This is a genomic window from Streptomyces sp. NPDC058284 (genome assembly GCF_042881135.1).
Lineage (GTDB): Bacteria > Actinomycetota > Actinomycetes > Streptomycetales > Streptomycetaceae > Streptomyces.
Map to the genome: position 1 here is coordinate 1 of NZ_JBHVYE010000040.1, position 21,764 is coordinate 21,764.

General features: G+C 71.9%; 18 protein-coding genes and 1 pseudogene. 1 reads left to right on the plus strand and 18 read right to left on the minus strand.

What is annotated here, in order from left to right; all coding sequences use genetic code 11:
- Nucleotides 1-34: 34 nt before the first annotated feature.
- The 18 genes from ACFVYR_RS34810 to ACFVYR_RS34895 all read right to left on the minus strand — a co-directional run bounded on the left by ACFVYR_RS34810 (nucleotide 35) and on the right by ACFVYR_RS34895 (nucleotide 20,750).
- The gene (locus ACFVYR_RS34810; protein ID WP_384258415.1) at nucleotides 35-1,093 is read right to left on the minus strand and encodes a family 43 glycosylhydrolase; all 1,059 of its coding nucleotides are present in this window, start codon (nucleotides 1,091-1,093) and stop codon (nucleotides 35-37) included.
- Between the two features lie 21 nt (nucleotides 1,094-1,114).
- Complete coding sequence (locus ACFVYR_RS34815) at nucleotides 1,115-2,101, minus strand: polysaccharide lyase family 1 protein (protein ID WP_384258417.1); 987 nt, start codon at nucleotides 2,099-2,101, stop codon at nucleotides 1,115-1,117.
- A gap of 66 nt (nucleotides 2,102-2,167) precedes the next feature.
- Nucleotides 2,168-4,144: an alpha-L-arabinofuranosidase C-terminal domain-containing protein gene (locus tag ACFVYR_RS34820; RefSeq protein ID WP_384258419.1), complete on the minus strand. Its 1,977-nt coding sequence runs from the start codon at nucleotides 4,142-4,144 to the stop codon at nucleotides 2,168-2,170.
- Nucleotides 4,145-4,289: 145 nt separating this feature from the next.
- On the minus strand, nucleotides 4,290-5,090 hold the full coding sequence (locus ACFVYR_RS34825) for a hypothetical protein (RefSeq protein ID WP_384258421.1): 801 nt from the start codon (nucleotides 5,088-5,090) through the stop codon (nucleotides 4,290-4,292).
- A complete protein-coding gene (locus ACFVYR_RS34830; protein ID WP_384258423.1) occupies nucleotides 5,087-5,665 on the minus strand; it encodes a SigE family RNA polymerase sigma factor in 579 nt (192 codons plus the stop codon). The genes ACFVYR_RS34825 and ACFVYR_RS34830 overlap by 4 nt, the downstream gene beginning before the upstream one ends.
- 113 nt (nucleotides 5,666-5,778) lie before the next feature.
- Nucleotides 5,779-7,140 (minus strand): glycoside hydrolase family 6 protein, encoded by a 1,362-nt coding sequence (locus tag ACFVYR_RS34835; RefSeq protein ID WP_384258425.1) that lies wholly within the window; start codon nucleotides 7,138-7,140, stop codon nucleotides 5,779-5,781.
- A 34-nt stretch (nucleotides 7,141-7,174) separates the two neighbouring features.
- Nucleotides 7,175-8,314, minus strand: coding sequence for a glycoside hydrolase family 5 protein (locus ACFVYR_RS34840; protein WP_384258427.1), 1,140 nt, complete (start codon nucleotides 8,312-8,314; stop codon nucleotides 7,175-7,177).
- Nucleotides 8,315-8,487: 173 nt separating this feature from the next.
- A complete protein-coding gene (locus ACFVYR_RS34845; RefSeq protein ID WP_384258430.1) occupies nucleotides 8,488-9,759 on the minus strand; it encodes a polysaccharide lyase family 1 protein in 1,272 nt (423 codons plus the stop codon).
- A gap of 71 nt (nucleotides 9,760-9,830) precedes the next feature.
- The gene (locus ACFVYR_RS34850; RefSeq protein WP_384258432.1) at nucleotides 9,831-11,195 is read right to left on the minus strand and encodes an ABC transporter substrate-binding protein; all 1,365 of its coding nucleotides are present in this window, start codon (nucleotides 11,193-11,195) and stop codon (nucleotides 9,831-9,833) included.
- A 79-nt stretch (nucleotides 11,196-11,274) separates the two neighbouring features.
- Nucleotides 11,275-12,816: a family 43 glycosylhydrolase gene (locus ACFVYR_RS34855; RefSeq protein ID WP_384258555.1), complete on the minus strand. Its 1,542-nt coding sequence runs from the start codon at nucleotides 12,814-12,816 to the stop codon at nucleotides 11,275-11,277.
- An 11-nt stretch (nucleotides 12,817-12,827) separates the two neighbouring features.
- Nucleotides 12,828-13,667, minus strand: coding sequence for a PmoA family protein (locus ACFVYR_RS34860; protein ID WP_384258434.1), 840 nt, complete (start codon nucleotides 13,665-13,667; stop codon nucleotides 12,828-12,830).
- The gene (locus tag ACFVYR_RS34865; protein WP_384258436.1) at nucleotides 13,664-14,851 is read right to left on the minus strand and encodes a Gfo/Idh/MocA family protein; all 1,188 of its coding nucleotides are present in this window, start codon (nucleotides 14,849-14,851) and stop codon (nucleotides 13,664-13,666) included. Before ACFVYR_RS34865 ends, ACFVYR_RS34860 begins: the two co-directional genes overlap by 4 nt.
- Nucleotides 14,848-15,666 carry a carbohydrate ABC transporter permease gene (locus ACFVYR_RS34870; RefSeq protein ID WP_384258438.1) on the minus strand — a complete coding sequence of 273 codons (819 nt, stop codon included), beginning with the start codon at nucleotides 15,664-15,666 and terminating at the stop codon, nucleotides 14,848-14,850. Before ACFVYR_RS34870 ends, ACFVYR_RS34865 begins: the two co-directional genes overlap by 4 nt.
- Nucleotides 15,663-16,625: a carbohydrate ABC transporter permease gene (locus ACFVYR_RS34875; RefSeq protein ID WP_384258440.1), complete on the minus strand. Its 963-nt coding sequence runs from the start codon at nucleotides 16,623-16,625 to the stop codon at nucleotides 15,663-15,665. The genes ACFVYR_RS34870 and ACFVYR_RS34875 overlap by 4 nt, the downstream gene beginning before the upstream one ends.
- Before the next feature lie 166 nt (nucleotides 16,626-16,791).
- Entirely contained in the window at nucleotides 16,792-18,462 is a 1,671-nt protein-coding gene (araD, locus tag ACFVYR_RS34880) for an L-arabinonate dehydratase (RefSeq protein ID WP_384258557.1), read from the minus strand.
- A gap of 131 nt (nucleotides 18,463-18,593) precedes the next feature.
- Entirely contained in the window at nucleotides 18,594-19,499 is a 906-nt protein-coding gene (locus tag ACFVYR_RS34885) for a dihydrodipicolinate synthase family protein (RefSeq protein WP_384258443.1), read from the minus strand.
- A complete protein-coding gene (locus ACFVYR_RS34890) occupies nucleotides 19,496-20,188 on the minus strand; it encodes a GntR family transcriptional regulator (RefSeq protein WP_384258445.1) in 693 nt (230 codons plus the stop codon). Before ACFVYR_RS34890 ends, ACFVYR_RS34885 begins: the two co-directional genes overlap by 4 nt.
- A gap of 166 nt (nucleotides 20,189-20,354) precedes the next feature.
- Entirely contained in the window at nucleotides 20,355-20,750 is a 396-nt protein-coding gene (locus tag ACFVYR_RS34895) for a VOC family protein (protein ID WP_384258447.1), read from the minus strand.
- A gap of 134 nt (nucleotides 20,751-20,884) precedes the next feature.
- Here ACFVYR_RS34895 and ACFVYR_RS34900 point away from each other — a divergent pair.
- Nucleotides 20,885-21,763: pseudogene (locus ACFVYR_RS34900) on the plus strand (LysR substrate-binding domain-containing protein); the annotation flags it as partial.
- Between the last annotated feature and the right edge of the window lies 1 nt (nucleotide 21,764).

The following is a 21,764-nucleotide window of genomic DNA, read 5'->3' on the forward strand; positions in this document are numbered from 1 at the left end:
CCCTTCCCTCAGGTGTCCGGGCCGCGGCCGTTCCTCAGGAGCCGTCGGCCACCGGGACGCCGAAGTCCGGGGTGCCGTCCGGCTTCCAGCCGAGGCGCTGGATGCGCGTGTGGCGGTTCGGGTCGTTCAGCGGGTCGCCGACGATGTCCCTGTACGGGCGGGCGTGGTAGACGAGGACGTCGGTGCGGCCGTCCTCGGCGACGGTGAAGGAGTTGTGCCCCGGCCCGTACTGCTTGGTGGTGTCGTTGCTGGTGAAGACGGGGTGCGGAGACTTCCTCCAGGACGCGGGGTCGAGGAGGTCGCTGCCCGCGGTGGCGGTCAGCAGGCCCATGCAGTAGTTGGCGTCGGTGGCGCTCGCCGAGTACGTCATGAAGACGCGCCCGTTGCGCTGGAGGAACGAGGGCCCCTCGTTCACCTTGAAGCCGACGCACTCCCAGTCGTACTCGGGAGTGGTCAGCCGGACCTGCGGCCCCGTCAGCGTCCAGGGGTTGGCCATCCGGGACAGGAAGACGGCGCTGTTGTGGTTCTCGGCGGGGTCCTTCTGCGCCCAGGCGAGATAGCGCGATCCCCGGTACGTGAAGGTGGTGGCGTCGAGCGAGAACGTGTCCCAGGCCGTGGTGATCTGACCCTTCTCCGTCCAGGTGCCCTTGAACGGGTCGCGGTGCGCGTTCTCCAGAACCCATATGCGGATCTTCCACACGTCGTCGGCGGGCGCCGAGGCGAAGTAGACGTACCACTTGCCGTCGATGTGGTGGATCTCCGGCGCCCAGATGTGCGCGGCCATGTCGCCGCCGGTGTGCCGCCGCCAGATCGCCGCCTCCTGGGCCGTGGCGATGCCCCGCAGGGTGCGGGAGCGGCGCAGGATGATCCGGTCGTACTCGGGGGCGGTGGCCGTGAAGTAGTAGTGGCCGTCGGTGTGGCGGTGGATGTGCGGGTCGGCGCGGTGGGGCACGAGGGGGTTGGGGTAGCGGGCGGGCGCGGCGGCGTGGGCGCTGCCCTGGGCCGCGGTGACTAGGCCCGCCGTGGCGGCGCCCGCGGCGAGGGAGCCCTTCAGCAGCGTTCTGCGGCTGGGGCGGTGGTTGCCGGCGTTCATGTGTGCTGCCTTTCGTGGGGGTCAGAGCCTCCCGGCTCCCGCTCCCCGCGTCACCGAGTCGACGACGGCCGAGGCGGGCTCGGCCGTGTAGGCGTACGGCGGGGTGGTGAAGGAGCCCTGCTGGGAGATCTCGGTGGCGGCGCCCCCGAGGTCGTTGCCGCGCAGGACCGCGTAGCCGTCGACGTCACTGCTGCGGCTGGTCGTCACGGCGACCTTCGTGGAGCGGAAGACGTTGTTCTCGACGAGCAGCTGCGCGCCCATGCGGGAGTGCGCGGCGGTGTCGGCGCCCTGGACGTAGTTGTCGTAGAAGTGTCCGGTGCCGAAGCGGAGGCTGGGGAGGCGTGAGTGGACGTTGCTGAAGTGGTTGTGGTGGTACGTGACTTTCAGGTGGCCCTTGTCCTCGGAGCCGTTGCTGTCGCTGTGGCCGACGAGGGAGCCCTTGAAGTGGTCCTTGAAGGTGTTCCACGACACCGTGACGTCGTCCGAGCCGTGGGTGATGTCGAGGAGCCCGTCGTAGTAGTCCTTGTCGTGGTCGCGGTCGGCGGACAACGAGTTGTGGTCGATCCACACCTTCGTGGACTTCTGGACCGTGATGCCGTCGGAGGGTGCGAGCGGCTTGCTGATGTTCAGGTTGCGTACGACGACGTTGGCGGCCTCCTTGATGCGCAGTCCGCCGCCGGTGAGCCCGGAGGCGGAACCGGCGCCGATGACCGTGGTGTTGGAGCCGACGTCGACCTGGCCGCTCAGCTTGAGCAGTCCGTCGACGCGGACCACCTTGGCCGCGTCGCCGCTGACGGCGGACTTGAGGGCGGCGAGCGTGGTGACGGTGACCGGAGCTGCAGCGCCGCCGCCCGTGGTGCCTGCGCCGAAGCCGACGGGGGCGGTGTCGGCGGCCGGGGCGTGTGCCGCGGTGGCGGGGTGCGGCACGGCCGCGCCCAGTGCGAGGGCGGCGACCGCCGCGGCGGACAGGGTCGCGGTGCGGCGGGCGTGGACGCGGGTGTTGATCACGGCGTTCTCCTTCGTAGCGGGACCTCTGCACGCTCCGGTCGCCGCCCGGCGCACCGGAGTTGCCGGTCAGCCGGTCCTGATCCGCAAGAACGTCACGGAGTGCGCGGGGAAGGTGTACGAGAAGGAGTCGTCGACCCCGGAGAAGACCGAGTCGACGGGCTTCACCGGTGTCTTGTCCTTCGTGTTCTCGACGGCGGGATCGGCGGCCAGGGTGGTCACCCGCGCCGTGGCCGCGACCTTCACTCCCGAACCGAGCCCGACCCGCGTACGGGCCTCTTGATCCTGGGCGTTGACCACCTTCACGATGAGGTCACCGGTGGCCTTGTCCCGCGTGACGACCTGCCGGAAGGGCTCGGCCGGGGCCCCGGAGGCCCTGGACGGTACGACCTCGTCGCCGGTGTTGCGCATGAAGAGCTTCTGCGTCTCGTAGTTGGCGGAGCCCCAGGACCGGGCGTTGTCGAACCAGATCATGTTCGGCTTCCACTGCACGTAGTCCTCGTTGGCGAGCAGCGGCGCGTACGAGGCGAGCTTCACGACGTCGGCGTTGCGCTCCAGGCCGGTCATGTACGCGGCTTCGGAGAGGGCGTTACCGAAGGTGTTGCCCTGCGAGGCGTACTCGCCGAGGAAGACCTTCGGGCCGTTGCGGTCGTAGGAGTCGTAGCGGTCGTTGTTCTCAAGGAACCACCGCGGGCTGTTGTAATAGTGCTCGTCGACCATGGCGACCTTCGCGTCGCGGTTGAGCTGCCAGGCCTTGTCGAACGTCGGACCGCTGTCGTCGGGGCCGGAGTTGGAGATGACCGTGATCTCCGGGTGCCTGGCCTCGATGGCGGCGCGGAACTGCTTGAAGCGGGCGAAGAACGCGTCGGGGAGGTTCTCCTCGTTGCCGACTTCGAGGTGGGTGAGGCGGAAGGGGCGGGGGTGCCCCATGGCCGCGCGCTTCTTGCCCCATTCGGAGGTCGCGGGGCCATTGGCGAACTCGATGAGGTCGAGCGTGTCCTGGATGTGCCGCTTCAGGAGGGCCGGGTCGTCGGTGGCCTTGTTCTGGCCGCAGCCGGTGACCAGGGCGGGCACGACGGGCAGCGGCATGGCGCCGACGTCCTCGGCGAACCGGAAGTACTCGTAGTAGCCGAGACCGTAGCTCTGGTTGTAGCCCCAGAAGTTTGCGTTGGTGGCACGCCGCTCGACCGGGCCGATGGTGTCCTTCCACTGGTAGGAGCGCTTGCGCTGCCAGCCGGACTTCTCGTCGTACGCCTCGTGGCTGCCCGTGTTGACCAGGCAGCCGCCGGGGAAGCGCAGGAAGCCGGGGTTCAGGTCGGCGATCTTCTGGGCGAGGTCCTTGCGCAGGCCGTTCTCGCGGCCCTTGAAGGTGTCCCGGGGAAAGAGGGAGATCATGTCGAGCGCGACGGGGGCTCCGGTGGTGACGGTGAGCCTGCCGGTGGTGGAGGTGCGGGTGGCGGTGAAGGCCGCCTCGTACTTGGCCCAGCCGCCGCGTACGGTGACGCGCCGGGCCCGGGCCAGTTCGCCACCGGCGTCCCGGATGCCGACGGTGAGCGGCGCACTCCGTGTCCCGTCGGCGCGGGCCCAGAGCGAGAAGTCGTACCGTTCGCCCTCGGAGACGGCGATGCCCTTGTTGTATCCGGAGTTGGTGACGGACGCACCGCCGCCCAGGGAGAGGTAGTTGCGGTTCGTCGCGTTCAGGCGGCCGTCGTCGCCGAGGACGCGCGCGGCACCCGTGGTCTGCCACGACGTCAGCGGCGTAGCGGACGCGTTGTCGTCGGCGCTGTACTCGAAGGACCTGTTCTGCACGAGTTCCGCGTAGAGCCCGCCGTCGGCCGCGCGGTTGATGTCCTCGTAGAAGACGCCGTACATCGAGTCGTCGATCTTCGCGCCGGTGCGGGCGGTGTCGACGTCGACCGTGTAGTCGACGGGGGCGTCCGCCGCCACGGGCCCCGCCGTCGAGCCGGGGCTCGCGGCGAGCGTCCCCGCGAGCAGGGAGCCAAGCGCCCCCAGGGTGAGCCCGAGCCTGCGCCGTCTGCGCGCCATGTCCACCATCCGTCTCCACCCGTCTCCGTCGTGTTCGGCATTTCGGACACTGATCAGGATTACGAACGCAACTTAGGCAGCGCGCGGTGCGGCGTCAACGCATCGAGCAGAAAACGGAGTTGGGTTCGTGATGCCGAACGAGCTCTCAGGCGAAGTCGCCGCGCCAGGACGTCCGCTCGTCCGACGTGGCCGCATGGACCGCGTACGTGTCGTCACCCGCGTCGCGCGTGCCCGCCGGGTGGTTGTACTGCCCCGCGAAGACGTACTCGCCCACCGGCACGGTCCGCCCGGGCCGCAGCGTCCAGCGGTAGACCAGGAAGCCGTCCCGTTCCGCCACCGCGACCTCGAAGTCCTCAGCGGGCAGCGAGCGCCAGTTCCCGGTGTCGGCCACGCCGCCGCTCCCGGCGACGCGCACTTCCACGCTGAGCGAGGTCAGCGGCTTCTTCGCCCTGACGGTGACGTCGCTCTGCGACCAGTACGTACTGGAGCCCGGGTCGATCGAGCCGTCGGCCCGCAGGAGGCGGGCGGCGGGGACGTCCGAAGGCGCGGACCCGGAGCCCTCCGGGCCCTTCGTGTGCGGTGGCGTCCGCGGTGTGCCGCTCGCGCGTCCGGCCGGGGGCGGTCCCGCGCCGGTGGGGTCCGGCAGCGGCGCCGTGGGCCGGGGCGTGGTGCTCGTCGCCACCGAGCGCGGCGCCGGTTCCCCGTCCCGCAGCGCGGTCGCCACCCCGTACCCCACCACCGCGAAGACCCCGGCCACGGCGGCCGTCGCGCCCATCACGCGGAACCAGGACGCACCTGTCTCCCGCCTGGCCCCGGCTCGCCGCTCGGGCCGCTCCCCCGCCGCCATGCCGCGCTCGATGCGGGCCCGCATGCGCTCCCGGTCGGGCCGGTGGGCCTGGGCGGCGCGGCGCAGCTTCCGGCGCACCTCGCTGTCGTCGTCCCTCATGTGCTTCCCCCCGTGTCCGCCGTGACCGCCCGCACCCGTTCGACGGCGGGGCGCGGGCCGAGGCGTCGTTGCAGCTCAGCCACTCCCTTCGACGTCTGGCTCTTCACCGTACCCACCGAGACCCCGAGCGTGAGCGCGGTGTCCTTCTCCGAGAGGTCGAAGGCGTGCCGCAGGACCACGCAGGCCCGCTTGCGGAAGGGCAGCGCGCGCAGCGCTTCCCGCACGTCGACGACCGCCGGTATGTCGGGGTCCGCGACGTCCTCGTCGCGGCCCGACCAGAAGAGGGTGATGCGGCGCCTTTCGCGCACGGCGCTGCGGATGCGGCTGCGCGCCATGTTCGCGACGACTCCCCTGGCGTACGCGGCCGGATGGTCGGCGGCGCGCACCCGCTCCCAGCGGTGCCAGAGGGCGAGGAGCGCGTCGGCCGCCAGATCGTCGGCGCCGTCCGCCTCGCCGGTCAACAGGTGTGCGAGGCGCGCGAGTTCGGCGTAGTGCCGCTCGAAGAAGGCATGGAACTCGGCGGCGGCGGCGTCGCCGGCGGCCGGCGCCGGGGGCGTCCTCTCGGTGGACCTCATGCCGTGCTCTCGTCCTCTCCGGCAGAAGTGAGGAGCGCCCCCGGGCCGCCCGTACGCCGGGTCGACGCGCTGCGACCCGGCGTCGGGCAGGCGGGGGACGCTCCGCCACACGGTTACACCGCGGGGTGCGCGTTCTTCAGGAGCTCCTGGAACTGCGCCGAGAACCACTGTCCGGAGAGCGGCGCGCCGGGCAGTGCCCCCGACTTGTTGTAGTTGTTGCGCGCGTTCCCTCCGTACGCCGGATCGCACATCCGGTCGAAGCCCTTGCCCTCGTTGTTCGGGATCTCCTTGCTGGAGCCGTCGGACTCACCCGGCGGCTTCATCCACACGTAGGCGTCGATGCCGGGTTCCGGGGCGGCCTTCGGGCGTTCCCCGAGGCCCGCACCCGACTGGTTGCACCAGTTGCCGACGTGGATGCGCCGGTCGTAACGGCCGCCTTCGACATAGGAGTTCACGTCGGTCGTGGGGCCGGGCCGGGTGGGGCGTGCGGTGCCGCCCCAGCCGTTGCGGGAGGTGTCGATCAACATGCCGATGTCGGAGCGGAAGCCGGTGGATACCAGCTGATCGCGGAAGGCCTTGGCGAAGGAGAGCTCGTCGGTGTAGCGGTTCCAGTCGACCCACTTGGACTCACGGACCGACCGGCCCCCGACCGTGTCACCGATGGCGAAGTTCTCCTCCTTCAGGGCGCTGTAGTTGGCGGTGTTGGTGATGAAGCCGTGCACGTTGTCGACCGTGCTGCCCTCGGCGGTCGCCGCCTGGCGGAAGACCTGCGCGGATGCGGCGAAGTTGTCGTCCCAGCCGATCCAGCCGTGGTGGCCCGCGTCCACGTAGTTGTAGACGTTCGGGACGGCGCCCAGCTGCTTGAGGGCATATCCGACGCCGTTGATGTAGTTGCCGTTGGCCTTCATCACGTCGCACTCGGGGGTCGCGGTCGGCCGGCCCGAGGTGTTGGTGACGAGGTTGGGCAGCGAGTCGATCTCGACGGTGGTGACGATGCGGAGACTCGCGTACTTGGCGTCACCGAGGATCTTCGCGATCGGGTCGATGTACTCCTTCTTGTAGCGGTCGATCTCCGTCGGGCCGAGTTCGCCGTTGGAGGCGAGCGCGGCGCAGTCGCGGCCCGGCAGGTTGTAGATGACCAACTGGATGACACCCGCGCCCTGTTGGAGGGCGGCGTCGAGGTGGTCGCGTAAGCCCATGCCGTTGCCGACGCCCTCGATGGCGGCGATCCGGTCGAGCCAGACGCCGGTGGGCTGGTTCGCGACGGCGGCCCCGCCCCGTTCGGCCGCGGCCTTCGCCGACCACTCGGGGTTCACGTACGCCTTGGCTCCCGCGTACGGGTTGTCGACCCGGGCGGCAGCGGCCCGTGGGCCGGCCGCCCCCGTGTCCAGCGCGAGTGCGGTGCCGCCGCTGACGGCGAGCAGCGTGGTGAGGGCGAGCGTCAGGGTGCGTGATCTGTGCTGGGTGCGGCTCATGGGGTGTCCGGTGCCTCTCTGGTCGGGGGGTGGATCAGGTGTGGAGGGCGCGCAGATGGTCGCGCAGCCCCGCGCCGAAGGGGGTGGGGGTGCCGTCGTACGAGCTGATCAGGGCGGGGCCCGATGAGCAGTCCCAGGTGTTCCAGGTCCAGCCGAGGTAGGAGAGTCCGCGGTCGTCGAACCACTTCATGACGCGGTCGATGAACCCGTGGCCGCAGGTGTTCTCGCCGATCTCGCCCGCGACGAGCGGGACCTCGGCGGCGACGGGCGCGAGGGTGCGGGCCCAACATGACTCGTCGACACAGCTGTTGAAGTTGTACACGTGCCAGGCCGCGGCGAGATTGCCCGCCGGGTCGTGCGGCGCGTGCGCGGACCAGCCGCTCAGGTCGTTGGCGTACGCGATGCCCGCCGCGAGGACGAGGTTCTTCGCGCCGGTCGCGCGCACCGCGTCGAGCAGGTCCTGCATCCCGGCGACCTCGTACCCGATGCCGGGGCAGTCCCCGCCGTCGCGCCAGCAGGTCCAAGCCTCGGCGGTGGTGGGGGTCGCGCGGTCCGGATAGGGCTCGTTGAAGAGGTCGAGGACGACTTCGGGGTCGTTCTTGTAGGTGTGCGCGACCGAGGTCCAGAACGCGGGGGTGTACGCGGCGTTCGGCATCGGTTTCTGGCAGCTCGCGTGGACGTCGTGGCAGCCCGCGGAGTTGCCGGTGTACCGCCCCTGCGTCCAGTGCAGTTCGACGATCGGTGTCATGCCGTGGGCCCGCACGCGCTGGACGAACCCGTCGACGGCGGCCCGGTAGTTCGCGCCGCCGTAGCGCGGGTCGATGTTGCCCGTGCCGAGCCAGCACTCCTCGTTGAGCGGGATGCGTACGGTGTTGGCCCGCCAGTCCGCGATGGCCTGGACGGCGGCGTCGTCGACAGGGCCGTCGAAGATGCCCCGCCCCTGGACGCAGGCGAACTCGGCGCCGGAGCGGTTGACGCCGAGGAGGCGGTGGGCGGCGCCGTCCGCGCCGACGAGGCGGTCGCCCTCGGCGTGCAGGACGGGTGGGGGCGCGGGAGCGGTGGCCGGGCGGGCGGACGCGGGCGCGGTGAGGCCGAAGGCGAGGACCAGAGCGGTCGCGAGGGCGGCGGCCAGGGCTGCCGGGCGAGGGGAGAGACGTGGCGGATGACGCGACATGGGCGGCTCCTCGGCGGTCTGTCGGTCTGCTGGTCTGTCTGCCAAGGGGTCACCGCGGGGCACGAGAAAGGTTGCCGGGATTCCGGGAAATTTCCGCGCCTCCCCGTCAGACGCGTCGGTACGCCACCGTCGGCAGGTACCCGGCCGACCCGAGCCCTGCCCTCCGGCCCTGATCAGCCGAGCCTGCCCGCCCCCGCACGGTGGCCCACCACGTACGGCACCCGGCGCGCCGGGTCGACGTGCGGGCGCAGGTACGGGGTCCAGCCCGCGCCGGACCGGAGCCTGTCCTCGGGGAACTCCACGTTGTGGACGGCGATCAGGTCGACGCGCCTGCCGTTCACCTCGTTGTGGCCGGCCGTGACGGGAGCCTCCTTCCACTTCTTCAGGATCTTCGCCGCGCCGACCGGGCGGGGCAGTGTGAAGGCGTTGTGCTGGGCCACGAGTTGTGACTCCTGGCCGATGCCGAAGGAGTACTGGTAGCCCTGCGGCGGGGCCACGAAGTGGTTGTCGTAGGCGTCGACCTTGCCGAAGCGGACCCGTGGGGCGCGCTCGACGACGTCCCGGAAGAGGTTGTGGTGCAGGGTGACGCGGAGTCTGCCGCGGTCGGTGGCGGCCGCGCCGTCGCTGTTGCCGATCATGAGGGTCTTGTCGTGGTCGGCGAAGACGTTCCAGGAGACGGTGACGAGGTCGGCGCCGCGCACGACGTCGAGTTCGCCGTCGTGCCGCTGGTACAGCTCCCCGTAGTAGGAGGGGAGCGTGCTGTCGGGATGGGCGCCGTCGGTGAACGTGTTGTGGTCGAGCCACACATGCGTGGAGCCGTACACCACCGCGCTGTCGTACTCGGAGTTCCAGGCGCCCCGCGCGCCGTCCGTCGGGTCCCACTGCGGGAAGCAGTCCAGCGGGCTCTCCAGGGTGAGGTTTCGCAGGACGACGTTGTCGGCGCCCTTGATCTGGAGACTGCCACCGGTGATCCCGGCGTGCTTGCCGACGCCCACGACGGTGGTGTCCGAGGGGATGTACGCCTGGATCGCCGCACCCTGCCGGACTGCCGACGCGGCCCGCAGATCCTCCTGCGTACCGCTGACCGGCCGGTCCCTGCCCCACACGGCGGGGTCGTAGGCGGCGAGGTAGTCGTCGAAGTCGTAGCCCCCGGCCGCGAACGCGGCGCAGTCCGCCCCGCCGGAGGCGTCGAGCACGCCCTCGACCCGGATGATCCGTGGTCCTTCGCCGCCCGCGGAGAGCGCCGCCCTGAACTCCGCCCAGGTCGTGGCGGTGAAGGTGTGCGCGGCGTCCGCGCCCGCGCCGCCCCTGGTACCGCCGTCGAGGGACGCCCAGCCGTCGTGCGCGGGCAGGACGTCAGGGGCGGACGCCGGGAGCGCCGCCGCCACCGGGGCGGTGAGGGCGAGGGCCGTGCAGGCCGCGGCGAGTGCGAGGGGGACGCGCATGATCGGGCTCCTTGTGGCCGGGTGGGCGGTGCGTTCGTGGCGCGGGGTCTTCGTCCGGGGACCCGAAGCCGTCACCGGTTTCGCTGCTGCCACTCCGCCTGCGCCTTGTCGAGCTGCTCGGCGAGGTCGTCGAGGAAGTCCTTCGCGGACATCTTGCCGAGCAGCACCTTCTGGAAGTCCGGCTCGTTCTCCGCCTTGCTGATGGTGTTCCAGTCGGGCAGGTAGTAGGGCAGCTGGACGATCTTCGTGGAGCCGTCGCTCAGGGCGGCCGCCGCCAGCGCGGTGGTCTCGGCCTTCTTCACCCAGGGGTCCTTCGCGGCCTCGATGTTGGCGGGGATGGCGCCCGCCGACTCGTTCCACTTGCTGTTGGCGGCGTGCGAGGCCGCGAACTCGATGAACTTCCAGGCGGCCTTCTTCTTCTTGCTCGACTTGAAGAGGCCGAGGCCGTCGACGGGGTTGGAGACCTGGACGCGGACCCCGTCGCCGGTCGTCGGGTTGGGCAGGCCGCGGAACTTGTCCTTGCCGAGGGCCTTCACGTGGTCCGCGTAGGAGCCGAGGTTGTGGCTGAGCATCCCGATCCGCCCGTTGTCCCACTGGGCGTTCATCTTGGTGAAGTCGTTGTTGAGGTCGGCCGACGGTGTGGCCTTCTTGTAGAGGGCGGCGTACTTCTTCAACGCGGCCACGTTCTTCGGGTGGTTGACGGTGGTCTCGTCGCCGTCCCAGAACGAGCCGATGCCCGACTGTCCGTACATCGCGTCGAGTGCCTGCGCGATGGAGCCCTCGCCGCCGCGGATCGTGTAGCCGAAGCGGTTGGCGTCCCGGTCGGTGAGCTTCGCGGCCGCCGCGTAGAACCTGGTCCAGGTGGTGGGCGCGTCGAGGCCGACCGCCGCGAACAGGTCGGTGCGGTAGTACAGGACGCCGTTGCTGGCGGAGGTCGGCACCGTGTACAGCTGGGTGCCGCCGCCCGCCGAGCGCACGCTGTCCACCATGCCCGGGTTGAGTCTGCCGCTCAGCGCGCTGCCTTCGAGGCGCTTGTCCAGCGGCTCCAGGGCGTCCTGGGCGGCGATCCCGGCGAGCATGGCGGCGCCGACACCCCCGACGTCGGGCAGGCCGCCGCCCTGGATGGCGGTGTCGTACTTGGACTGGACGCTCTCCGCGGGCACGCCGACGTACTTGACGTCGATGTCGGGGTTGGCCTTCTCGAAGTCCTGGATGATCTCCTGCCAGACGTCGTGCCGGACGGCGGTGTTGTTGTCCCAGAAGGTGATCTCGCCCTTGCCGGAGCCCTCGCTCCCCTTGTCACCCGCCGCGCCACTGCCGTCGTCGCCGCAGGCGGTTGCGGCCAGGGCGAGGACGGCGGCGAGCGCGAGCGCGGCGCCGGCGCGGGGTCGTGGGCGGGTCTGCGTGCGGGGGCGTATGCGTGCGTTGATGGTCATCTTCGGCTCTCTTCTGCAGGAGTCGGTCGCTGGTGCTCGCAGGCGTTTTCAGAAGCGCTCAAGTACTGTCACGTGCTCTTCAGTGGGTGATGCGGAAGTGCGTGAACAGGGCCGTTCCTGCGCGGCCCGTACCGACGGGCGCGGCGGCGAACAGGCCGAACAGCGCGCCGACCCAGTTCCAGGGCGTCGCGGCGAAGACGGGGCCCGAGGCGCGGAATCCGTCGCCGGTGTCGGCGTGGAAGCGGCAGCGGGCGCCCTCGGTGACCTCCACGCGCAGCAGGGCCGTGCCGTCCGGCGCGGGGCGCGGGTACTCGGCGTCGCGTTCCGGGCCGTCAGGCTCGGCGAACCGGTGCACCAGGGCGGCCTTGCCGTCGGCGCCCCGCTCCAGGCCGATCCAGGCGTACGCGTCGCCGAGCACCGCGAACCCGGCGCGGGCGCCCGGCACCGGGGCGGCCAGGTCGATGCGGACCTCCGCCGTGCACGGCCGCAGCGGAAGGCGCTGGGTGAGGACGTGCGGCAGGGTGCGCAGGTCGTCCGCTGTCGCGGTGCGCATGCACGCCAGTTGGAGGCCGTCCCCGGAGTGCGCGGTGGCAAGGCCGTCCCTGGGGTTGGCCGCCCACTGCCACTGCCTCCCGTACCGGCCGCCGGGGAAGTCGTCGTCGGTGGCGGGCGCGGCGGCGGGCTGCCGCGGCAGGTCCGGCTTCGGGTGTACGTCGACGGGGGCGCCGTCGTCGCCGAGCACGGGCCATCCTTCGCCGTCCCAGCGCATCGGCTGGAGGTGGACGACCCGCCCGTACGGGCCGCGATGCTGGAAGTGCAGGAACCAGTCCTCGCCGCGCGCGGTGCGCACCCAGCCGCCCTGGTGCGGTCCGTTCACGTCGGTGCCGCCCTGCTGGAGCACGATCCGCTCTTCGTAGGGGCCGTCGAAGCCGCGCGAGCGGAAGGCGCCCTGCCAGCCGGTCTCCACTCCCCCGGCCGGGGCGAGGATCCAGAACCAGCCGTCGTGGCGGTAGAGCTTGGGGCCTTCGAGGGTGAACCAGCCGGGGAGCCGGTCGCCGTCGATCAACACGCTCCCCCCGTCGAGGAGTTCACGCCCGTCGGCGCTCATCCGATGCCCCGTGATCAGGTTCTTCACGCCGGACCGCGACTTGGCCCAGGCGTGCACGAGGTGGGCCGTGCCGGTCTCCTCGTCCCAGAGGGGGCAGGGGTCGATGAAGCCCTTGCCGGGCTTGAGGAGGTGGGGCCGGGTCCATGGGCCGCGTATCCCGCGGGCGTTGACCTGGAAGATTCCGTGGTCGGGGTCGCCCCAGAAGATCCAGAACCGCCCGCCGTGGTGCCGTAGAGAGGGCGCCCACACCCCGCCCTCGTGCCGGGGCACGGTGAACGCCCCGGCGGGTTCGAGCCGTTCCACGGCGTGGCCGATCAGCGTCCAGTTGACCAGGTCGCGCGAGTGCAGCAGCGGCAGGCCGGGGGCGCGGCCGAAGCTGGACGCGGTGAGGTAGAAGTCGTCGCCGACGCGCAGCACGTCGGGGTCGGACCAGTCGGCGGCGAGGACGGGGTTGCGGTAGGTGCCGTCACCGAGGTCACCCGTGGGCCGGGTGGAGCGGGCGTGCCCGGACAACGGCCCGCCGCTCACGCCGTCACCGCCTTGCGCACCAGCACCGCCGCCTCGTCGCGGTCCGGGCTGCCGTCGGCGACGACGGTCACCACCCGGCGTACGACGGTGTCGCCCGGCGCGATCGGCAGGCGGGCGTCGGCGGCGAGGCAGGAGCCGACGCCGGGGTAGTCGGCGGCGCGCACGAACCACGGGTCGCGCCGGGTCGCCGCGGTGGCCCCGGCGAAGACCAGGGTCCAGCCGTCGCCGGCCAGCGCCAGCCAGTCCGCGCGGGCGGCGTGCCCGGCCGTCTCTCCCTCGGTGTCGGCGGTGAACACGCGCGGGGGCGCGGACGCCTTCGGGGCGCGCCAGAAGAAGCCGCCGTACCCGGCGCCGGGGCGGCCGTTGGTGGCGGGGCTGCCGAGCGACACCTCCTCGCCGGTGGCGTTGGTGAGGGCGAACGTGAAGTCCAACGCCCAGGCGGTGGCCGTCAGTTCGGCGGCGGCTACGGTGCGGCGCTCGCGCAGCAGCACCTCTCCGCCGGCCGACCAGGTCAGGTCCTCCAGGAAGCCGTCCGGGTCGTGCAGCTTGAACCCCTGGTGCCGCTGGACGCCGTGGTTGTCGAGCGCGGTGGGCCCCTGCCCCCGTACGAAGGTGCGGCCTCCCCAGAAGTTGCGGCCCGCCACATCGGGTACGGCGACGCCCGCCCCGAGGTGGTGCGGGTGGTCCGCCGGGGCAAGCTCGGTGACGGCCCGGCCCGCGAGGGTGGTGACCGGGTGCAGGTGGGGGCGCGGGGACAGCGGCCGGTCGAGATCGGCCCGGTAGGCGTAGCGGCCGACGGGGCGTCCCGCGCAGCGCAGGACGAGGGAATGCTTCATGGCGTACTCACCTCGTGGTGATGGTCGTCGGGGCGGGCCCAGTCGGCGCCCAGCTCGGAGTAGAGGCGGAGGGTGTCGGCGGCGGCGGTGACCAGGCCGTCGACGCCGTGCACGATGCGGCGCCCGGCGCTCGTGCCCGGGGCGGCGCTCCAGGCCCGTGCGGGCAGCGCGGCCGGGTCGGGCGCCGTCCTGACGGCCTCGACGACCCGCATGAACGCGCCGGTCGCGGCGGGCGGGACGAGGAGCCGGGCGCGCCCCGCGAGGTGCTCGGCCAGGTTCTCCAGGAGGTCGGTCCTGCCGTGCGTGGAGGTGTGCGCCAAACCCGTGCCGCCGCGGCGCACCTCCACCCGGTCCTGCCGGTACCAGAAGGTGATGCGTCCCCGGGTGCCGTGGACGACGACGTACGGCTCACCGGGGTCCTGCGCGCAGAGCGTCGCCGCCACGGTGATCCGGCCGCCGCCCGCCGTGCGGACGCGTACGCACGAGGTGTCGTCGGACTCGATGGCGTGGGCCCGGAACAGTTCGCTCTCCACCGTGGTGACGTCCTCGGCGGCGGTGGCGTCCGCCAGGGCGAGGGCGGTGGCGACGGCGTGCGCGAGGGGGTTGGTGAGGACCCCGTCGACGACGTCCGCGCCGTCGAGGCGGCGGCGTCCGGCCCACGGCGCGCGCCGGAAGTACGCCTCGTCGCGCACCCAGGCGCCCGCACCGCCGACGCCGGTCACCTCGCCGACCGCCCCGTCGGCGATCATCCGGCGGATCGCGGGGACGGCGTGCGAGCCGAGCGACTGGAAGCCGATCTGGACGGCGGTGCCCGCGGCGGCTGCCCCGTCGGCCGTCCGCCGGAATTCGTCGTATGACGGAGCGGGCGGCTTCTCCAGGAGCAGATGGACGCCGCGCGCGGCGGCGGTGAGAGCCAGTTCGGTGTGCGTGGGGATGGGGGTGCAGATGACGGCGACGGTGGCGCCGGTGGCGTCGAGGAGCCCGGCGAAGTCGGCGGACTGCCGTACCGCGCCGAAGCCCGCGAGTTCCCCGCCGTCGAGCGGCCGCAGTTCGCAGACGCCCACGAGCCGTACGAGACCCGCGAGTTGGAGGCGGCGGATGTTCTCCAGGTGCCGGGTGCCGTGGCCGCGGGCGCCCGCGAGGACGAGGGGCAGCGGCCGCCGCCCGCCGCGCAGGTTCCTCACCCCTTCACCGCCCCGGCGCTGAACCCGGTGACCAGCCACTTCTGGATGAAGGCGAACACGATCACGACGGGCACGGCGGCGACGACGCCACCGGCGGCGAGCGCCCCCAAATCGACGCTGTCGGCGCCCATGAGGGTGGCGAGGCCCACCGGGATCGTCTGCTTGCCCTGGTCGCTGAGGAACATCAGGGCGAACAGGAAGTGGTTCCAGCTGTGCACGAAGGCGAAGGATCCGACGGCGACCAGGCCGGGGCGCAGCATCGGCAGGACGATGGCGCAGAAGGCCCGGAAGCGTCCGCAGCCGTCGACCCAGGCGGCCTCCTCCAGGGCGTACGGGACGTTCTTGATGAAGCCGCTGAGCAAGATCATGGAGAGCGGCAGCTGGAAGACGGTCTCCGCGACGATCACGCTTGCGAGCGAGTTGATCATCCGGAGTTCGGCGAAGATCTGGAAGAGCGGCACGAGCATGAGGGCGCCGGGGATGAACTGCGAGCAGAGCAGCGCCAGCAGGAAGCCGCGCTTGATCCGGAAGTCGAAGCGGGCCAGGGCGTAGCCGCCCGCGAGGGCGACGAGCGTGGTCATCGCCATGGAGGCGGCGCCGACCAGCAGGCTGTTCTGGAAGAAGGTGGCGAAGCCGCGCTCGTTCCACACCTTGTCGAAGTGCTCGAAGGTGAGGGGCCAGGGCAGGAGCGAGGTGGAGCCGCTGGGCCGCAGGGCGAAGAGCAGGATCCAGTAGAAGGGGATGAGGGTGAAGAGGAGGTAGAGGCCGAGGGGGAGGTAGATCTGCCGACGGGACGGTGCGCTGGCGGTGCTCACTTCTCCTGCCCTCCGAACTTGCTGAGCCGTAGGTGGAGCAAGGAGCAGAAGAGCAGGATCACGAAGGCGATGGCGGTGAGCGCGGAGGCGTAGCCGAAGTCGTGGGAGTCGACGGCGATGGAGGCGATGCGCAGCGGGAGTGTCGTGGTCTCGCCCGCGGGGCCGCCGCCGGTGAGGGTGTAGAGCAGGTCGACGTTGTTGAACTCCCAGACCGCCCTGAGCAGCGTGGACAGGATGATCGCGTCCTTCAGGTGCGGCAGCGTGATGTGGAGGAACTGCCGCAGGCGGCTCGCGCCGTCCACCTCGGCCGCCTCGTACAGGTCTGGGGAGACGGACTGGAGGTCGGCGAGGATGAGGATCGCGAAGAAGGGGACGCCGCGCCAGAGTTCGGCGACGACGACGGCGGGGAAGACGGTGCCGGTGTCGGAGAGCCAGGACGTGCCGTAGGAGCCGATGCCGAGGTCCGCGAGGTAACGGGTGATCCCTGTCTGGGAGTTGAGGATCAGCAGCCAGATCGTGGAGGTGAGCACGCCGGAGACGGCCCAGGGCGAGAAGACCAGGGCGCGGGCGAGTGCGCGGCCGGCGAAGGTCTGGTTGACCAGCAGGGCGAGCGCGAGTCCGAGCAGCAGTTGCAGGACGACCTCGACGGCGACCCACTGGAAGCTGAAGCCGAGGGTGTGCCAGAAGTCCGGGTCGTCGGTGAACGCCGTGACGAAGTTGTCGAGGCCCGCGTAGCCGTTGCGCCACGGCTTGGTGGGGTTGTAGTGGCGCAGGCTGTAGTAGAAGACGCTGAGCACCGGGTAGGCGATGAAGCCGAGCATCAGCAGGACGGCGGGGGCGATGAGCAGGTACGGCAGGCGGCGCGGGGTCGCGGCGGTCCTGCGCCGCTTCCCGGCCGGGAGCGGCGGCGCCTCGGTGGCGCCGGGCGGCGGCTTCGCCACGGCTGCGGCGTGGGCCATGACACTTCTCCGATCGTGGGGGTGCGGGGTGAAGTGGTCGCGGAGGTACGGGCGAAGCACTTCTCGTACGCTGTTCGACATATCGATCAAGAGGAGGCGAGGATCGAGGCGGGGCAAGGATCAGGAGCAGGGGGAGGCGAAGCCGTTCGGGCGGACGCCCCGGGGTTCAGCCCGCGTACGGGTCGGGCACGGCGCCGGGCCTGGCGAGGAACGCGAAGTCGCATCCCGTGTCGGCCTGCGTGACCTGCTCGGCGTAGAGGGCGCCGTACCCCCGCTCGTAGCGGACGGCCGGAGCGGTCCACGCTTTCCGACGCAGCTCCAACTCCTCTGCCGGTACAAGGAGTTGAAGGCGCCGCGCGGGCACGTCGAGCTCCACGGGATCACCGGTGCGCACCAGGGCCAGCGGCCCGCCCACATATGACTCGGGCGCGACATGCAGCACGCAGGTGCCGTACGAGGTGCCGCTCATCCGCGCGTCGGAGATCCGCACCATGTCGCGTACGCCCTGCTTGAGCAGGTAGTCGGGCAGGGGCAGCATTCCGTACTCGGGCATGCCGGGGCCGCCCTGGGGTCCGGCGCCGCGCAGGACGAGGACGTGGTCGGGTGTGATGCCGAGCGCCGGGTCGTGGATGGTCCGCTGCATCGTGCGGTAGTCGTCGAACACGACGGCGGGACCCGTGTGCCTGAGCAGCCGCGGGTCCGCGGCGATGTGCTTGATGACGGCGCCGTCCGGGCAGAGGTTGCCGCGCAGGACGGCGACGCCGCCCTCCTCGGCGACCGGGCGCTCGCGCGGGCGGATCACGTCGTCGTCGTGGACGCGGGCACCGGCCAGCTGCTCGCGCAGGGTGGCGTGCGCGACGGTGGGGCGGTCCAGGTGCAGGAGGTCCGTGATCCGGGACAGGAAACCGGGCAGCCCACCGGCGAAGTGGAAGTCCTCCATCAGGTACTTGTGGCCGCCGGGCCGGACGTTGGCGAGCACGGGCACGGTGCGGGCGATGCGGTCGAAGTCGTCCAGGGTGAGCCGCACACCGGCGCGGCCGGCCAGCGCGATCAGGTGGATGACGGCGTTGGTGGAGCCGCCGAGCCCGAGGACGGTGGTGACGGCGTCCGCGAAGGCGTCCGGGGTGAGGATGCGCGACAACCGCAGGTCCTGGCGGACGAGTTCGACGATGCGCAGCCCCGAGGCGGCGGCCATCCTGTCGTGCCCCGAGTCCACGGCGGGCACGGACGACGCACCCGGCACGGTCACGCCCAGCGCCTCCGCCGCGGCGGTGAGCGTGGAGGCGGTGCCCATCGTCATGCAGTGGCCGGGGGAACGGGCGAGGCCGCTCTCCAGCTCGGTCAGCTCGCAGTCGCCGATGAGGCCGGCGCGGTGGTCGTCCCAGTACTTCCACATGTCCGTGCCCGAACCGAGCGTCTCGCCCCGCCAGTGCCCCGGCAGCATGGGCCCCGCGGGCACGAAGACGGCCGGCAGGTCGACGCTCGCGGCGCCCATGAGCAGGGCGGGCGTCGTCTTGTCGCAGCCACCGAGGAGCACGGCGCCGTCGACCGGGTAGGAGCGAAGCAGCTCCTCCGTCTCCATGGCGAGGAGGTTCCGGTAGAGCATGGGGGTCGGCTTCTGGAAGGTCTCGCTGAGCGTGGCCACCGGGAATTCCAGCGGGAACCCGCCCGCCTGCCACACGCCCCGCTTGACGGCCTGGGCCCGGTCGCGCAGGTGGGAGTGGCAGGGGTTGATGTCGGACCAGGTGTTGAGTACCGCGATGACGGGCTTGCCGAGGTGCTCCTCGGGCAGGTAGCCGAGCTGCCGGGTCCTGGCCCGGTGGCTGAACGACCGCAGTCCCGCGGAAACGCTGTCCCCGAACCACTGAGCGCTGCGAAGTCCGGGCGACGCCTGCCGCGGGCGGGGGTCCTGCGCGCCGGGCCCGCGGCCCGGCCCGGTCGGCGCCGGGCCGCCGTCCGTCCCCCCGCTCACACGGACCACCCCGCCACGATTTCCGCCACCTCGGCCCGCTCCCCCTCCGGGAGGAGCCCGCTCGGGGCGCGCACGTCGCGGCGGCAGAGGCCGAGGGCGGCGAGGGCCTCCTTGACGACCGTGACGTTGTGGGCGGAGCCGTCCGCCGCTCGCAGTTCCTCGAAGCGGCGGATCCGCGTCCATACGTCCATGGCGGCCCGGTAGTCGCCGAGCCGGAGCGCTTCGATCATGCGCAGCGAGAGGTGCGGGGCGACGTTCACGAGGCCGGAGGTGAAGCCGGTGGCGCCCGCCGAGAAGTACGAGGGGGCGTAGGGCTCGGCGAGCCCGGCGACCCAGACGAACCGTTCGAGCCCCGCGTCCCGCGCGAACCCGGCGAAGCGCGCGGCGTCCGGCACGGCGTACTTGACGCCGATGACGTTGGGGCAGGCGTCGGCGAGTTCGGCGAGGCGGGCGCCGGGCAGCGCCGCGTCACGCAGGTAGGGGACGACGCCGAGCGCGGGGACGGCCTCGGCGACCGCGCGGTGGTAGTCGACCCAGCCGCCGTCGCAGACGTAGGGATGCACCGGCTGATGCACCATCACCATGTCCGCGCCGACCGCCTCCGCATGCCGCGCCGCCTCCACCGCGGTCGGCACGTCGTGGCCGACCCCGACGAGGATCGCGGCGCGACCCGCCGCCTCCTTCGCCGTCGACTCGACGACGGCACGGCGCTCGTCGGGGGTGAGGGCGTAGAACTCCCCGGTGTTGCCGTTCGGCGTGAGGGTCCGCACCCCGGCGTCCAGTTGCCTGCGCAGCAGTTCGCGCAGGACGCCGTGGTCGACGGAGCCGTCCTCGGCGAAGGGCGTCACCGGAATCGCCACCACGTCGGCGAGCGCGGCACGCCGGGCGGCGTACGCCGTCACGCGAGCCCCCCTTCCACGGCGGCGCCGAGAGCCGTGCACCCGGCCCCCGCGTCCTCTGCCCCGGGGAAGGCGCGCCGCACGAACGACGCGATGTGGCGGTGCAGCGCCTCGGCCGCACCGTCCGCGTCCCCGGCGAGGGCGAGCCGCAGGATCTCCTGGTGCTCGGTCGCCTCGCGGGCCCAGGACGGGTCGGCCGACCAGGCGACGGCGGAGACGAGCGCCGCCTGGTCCCGCACCTCGTCGAGAAGGCGGCCGAGGAGCGGGTTGCCGCAGGCGGAGTACAGCGTGCGGTGGAACTCCCGGTTGGCGAGGGAGCGTTCGGCCGCGTCCACGGCGGCGTCGGCCCGCGCCAGGGCGTCGCGCGCGGTGTCGAGCGCCGCGCCGCGCCGCACGGTGCGCCGCAGCGCCTCGGGTTCGAGGAGAAGCCGCACGTCGTACACCTCGCGCGCCATGGCCGCGTCCACGGTCCGTACCGCCGCGCCCTTGTACTGGCTCATCACGACGAGCCCGGTGCCCGCGAGGGTCTTGAGCGCCTCGCGCACGGGCGTCTTGGAGACCCCGAACTCACCGGCGAGTTCCGTCTCGACCAGTGGCTGCCCCGGGCTCAGCTCGCCGGTGAGGATGCGGTGTTTGATCGCTTCGAGCACGAACTGCGTGCGCGAGGGGATCGGGGTCGGCACGGACATCATGGGCACCCTCAGATCTCACGTATCGCGTATCACGTCTCATATATGACGTACGAAGTACGACGCGTAGAAGCTAGGAGGGCGCCCGGAGTTCGTCAACGCTTCGCACAGAAGAAGTCGGTCGCCTCGCAAAAGAAGTCGGTCGGCGGGCGGTTGGTCCGCGGCGACCTCACGCGTCCTGCGGATACCAGCGCAGCTCCACGGTGTTGCCGTCCGGGTCCCGCACGTAGAGCGAGAGTGCGGTGCCCCGCGCCCCGAAACGCTCGCCGGGCCCGTCCACCACATCGAAGTCGCCGGAGTCGATGACCTCCTGCCAGTCGAGCGGCTCGACCGCCAGGCAGATGTGGTCGACGTTGGAGCCGGACTCCTCCGGACGCGCGTCGGACGGCGTGACGAGGTCGATGATGGTGGTGGGGCTGACCCGCACGGACGGGAAGGGGACCTTGCCCGCCCGCCACTCCTCCACCCGCACCGGTTCGAGGCCCAGCGGCCCTGCGTAGAAGGCCAGCGAGCGCTCGATGTCGGCGACGTTCAGGACGAGGTGGTCAAAGGCGATCACACGCATGACGGACTCCGTGAATTCGGGGCGCCGGGGGCGCCGGGGGCGGTGTTTGACCGGTGGGTTCAGCATCGCCGAGCAGCCATCCATCGGTCCAACACATGCTTGTCATGCGATCCATCGTGTTTCACGATGGATCGATGGATCTCCAGCAGATGCGGTACGTCGTCGCGGTGGCCGAGACCGCGAGCTTCACCCGGGCCGCCGAGCGGTGCCACGTCGTCCAGTCCGCGCTCAGCCACCAAGTGGCCCGCCTGGAGAAGGAACTGGGCGCCCGGCTCTTCGAGCGGACCAGCCGCCGGGTGCGGCTGACCGTCGCCGGAGAGGCGTTCCTGCCCGCCGCCCGCCAGTCCCTGGAAGCGTCCGAGCGGGCCCGCGCCGAGGTGGCCGCCGCCACCGGTGAGATCCGGGGCAGGCTGACCGTCGGATCGATCCCCACGGTGACCGCCGTCGACCTCCCCGCGGTGCTGCGGGAGTACCGCACGCGCTACCCCCAGGTACGGATCAGCCTGCGCACCGGCGCCAGCGAGCACCTCGTCGAGCAGGTGCGCGACGGCGGCCTCGACGCGGCGTTCCTCGGCGTCCAGCCCGGATTCCGGCCGCAGGGCGTGCGGGACAGGGAGCTCGCCCACGGGCGGCACGTCGCCGTCGTCGCCCCGGACCACCCGCTCGCCACCCAAGCCGAGGTGGGCCTCCCCCGCCTCGCCGACGAGGTGTTCGTGGACTTCGCCGCGGGCACCGTCGCCCGCGCCCAGTCGGACGAGGCGTTCGCTGCGGCCGGCCTGCGGCGCGAGGTCGCCTTCGAGGCCGGCGTGGAGCTCATGGCCCGGCTGGTCCGCCACGGACTGGGCATCGCCCTGCTGCCCGCGTCCTTCGCCGCCGAACTGCACGGCCTGCTGAGCGTGCCGGTCCGCGACGGGCCCGTACGGGTGGAGCGCCTGGTCTGGAGCCGGTTCGCCCCGTCGCCCGCTGCCGCGGCCTTCCTGGCCCTGCTGGACCGGACCGACGGCGACAGCGGGC

Excerpts from the sequence above, each read along its gene's own strand:
- ACFVYR_RS34825 (WP_384258421.1), bottom strand. The coding sequence starts at position 5,090 with ATGAGGGACGACGACAGCGAGGTGCGCCGGAAGCTGCGCCGCGCCGCC.
- ACFVYR_RS34820 (WP_384258419.1), bottom strand. The coding sequence starts at position 4,144 with ATGGCGCGCAGACGGCGCAGGCTCGGGCTCACCCTGGGGGCGCTTGGC.
- ACFVYR_RS34845 (WP_384258430.1), bottom strand. The coding sequence starts at position 9,759 with ATGCGCGTCCCCCTCGCACTCGCCGCGGCCTGCACGGCCCTCGCCCTC.
- ACFVYR_RS34890 (WP_384258445.1), bottom strand. The coding sequence starts at position 20,188 with ATGATGTCCGTGCCGACCCCGATCCCCTCGCGCACGCAGTTCGTGCTC.
- ACFVYR_RS34860 (WP_384258434.1), bottom strand. The coding sequence starts at position 13,667 with ATGAAGCATTCCCTCGTCCTGCGCTGCGCGGGACGCCCCGTCGGCCGC.
- ACFVYR_RS34875 (WP_384258440.1), bottom strand. The coding sequence starts at position 16,625 with ATGGCCCACGCCGCAGCCGTGGCGAAGCCGCCGCCCGGCGCCACCGAG.
- ACFVYR_RS34895 (WP_384258447.1), bottom strand. The coding sequence starts at position 20,750 with ATGCGTGTGATCGCCTTTGACCACCTCGTCCTGAACGTCGCCGACATC.
- ACFVYR_RS34810 (WP_384258415.1), bottom strand. The coding sequence starts at position 1,093 with ATGAACGCCGGCAACCACCGCCCCAGCCGCAGAACGCTGCTGAAGGGC.
- ACFVYR_RS34850 (WP_384258432.1), bottom strand. The coding sequence starts at position 11,195 with ATGACCATCAACGCACGCATACGCCCCCGCACGCAGACCCGCCCACGA.
- ACFVYR_RS34840 (WP_384258427.1), bottom strand. The coding sequence starts at position 8,314 with ATGTCGCGTCATCCGCCACGTCTCTCCCCTCGCCCGGCAGCCCTGGCC.
- ACFVYR_RS34830 (WP_384258423.1), bottom strand. The coding sequence starts at position 5,665 with ATGAGGTCCACCGAGAGGACGCCCCCGGCGCCGGCCGCCGGCGACGCC.
- ACFVYR_RS34835 (WP_384258425.1), bottom strand. The coding sequence starts at position 7,140 with ATGAGCCGCACCCAGCACAGATCACGCACCCTGACGCTCGCCCTCACC.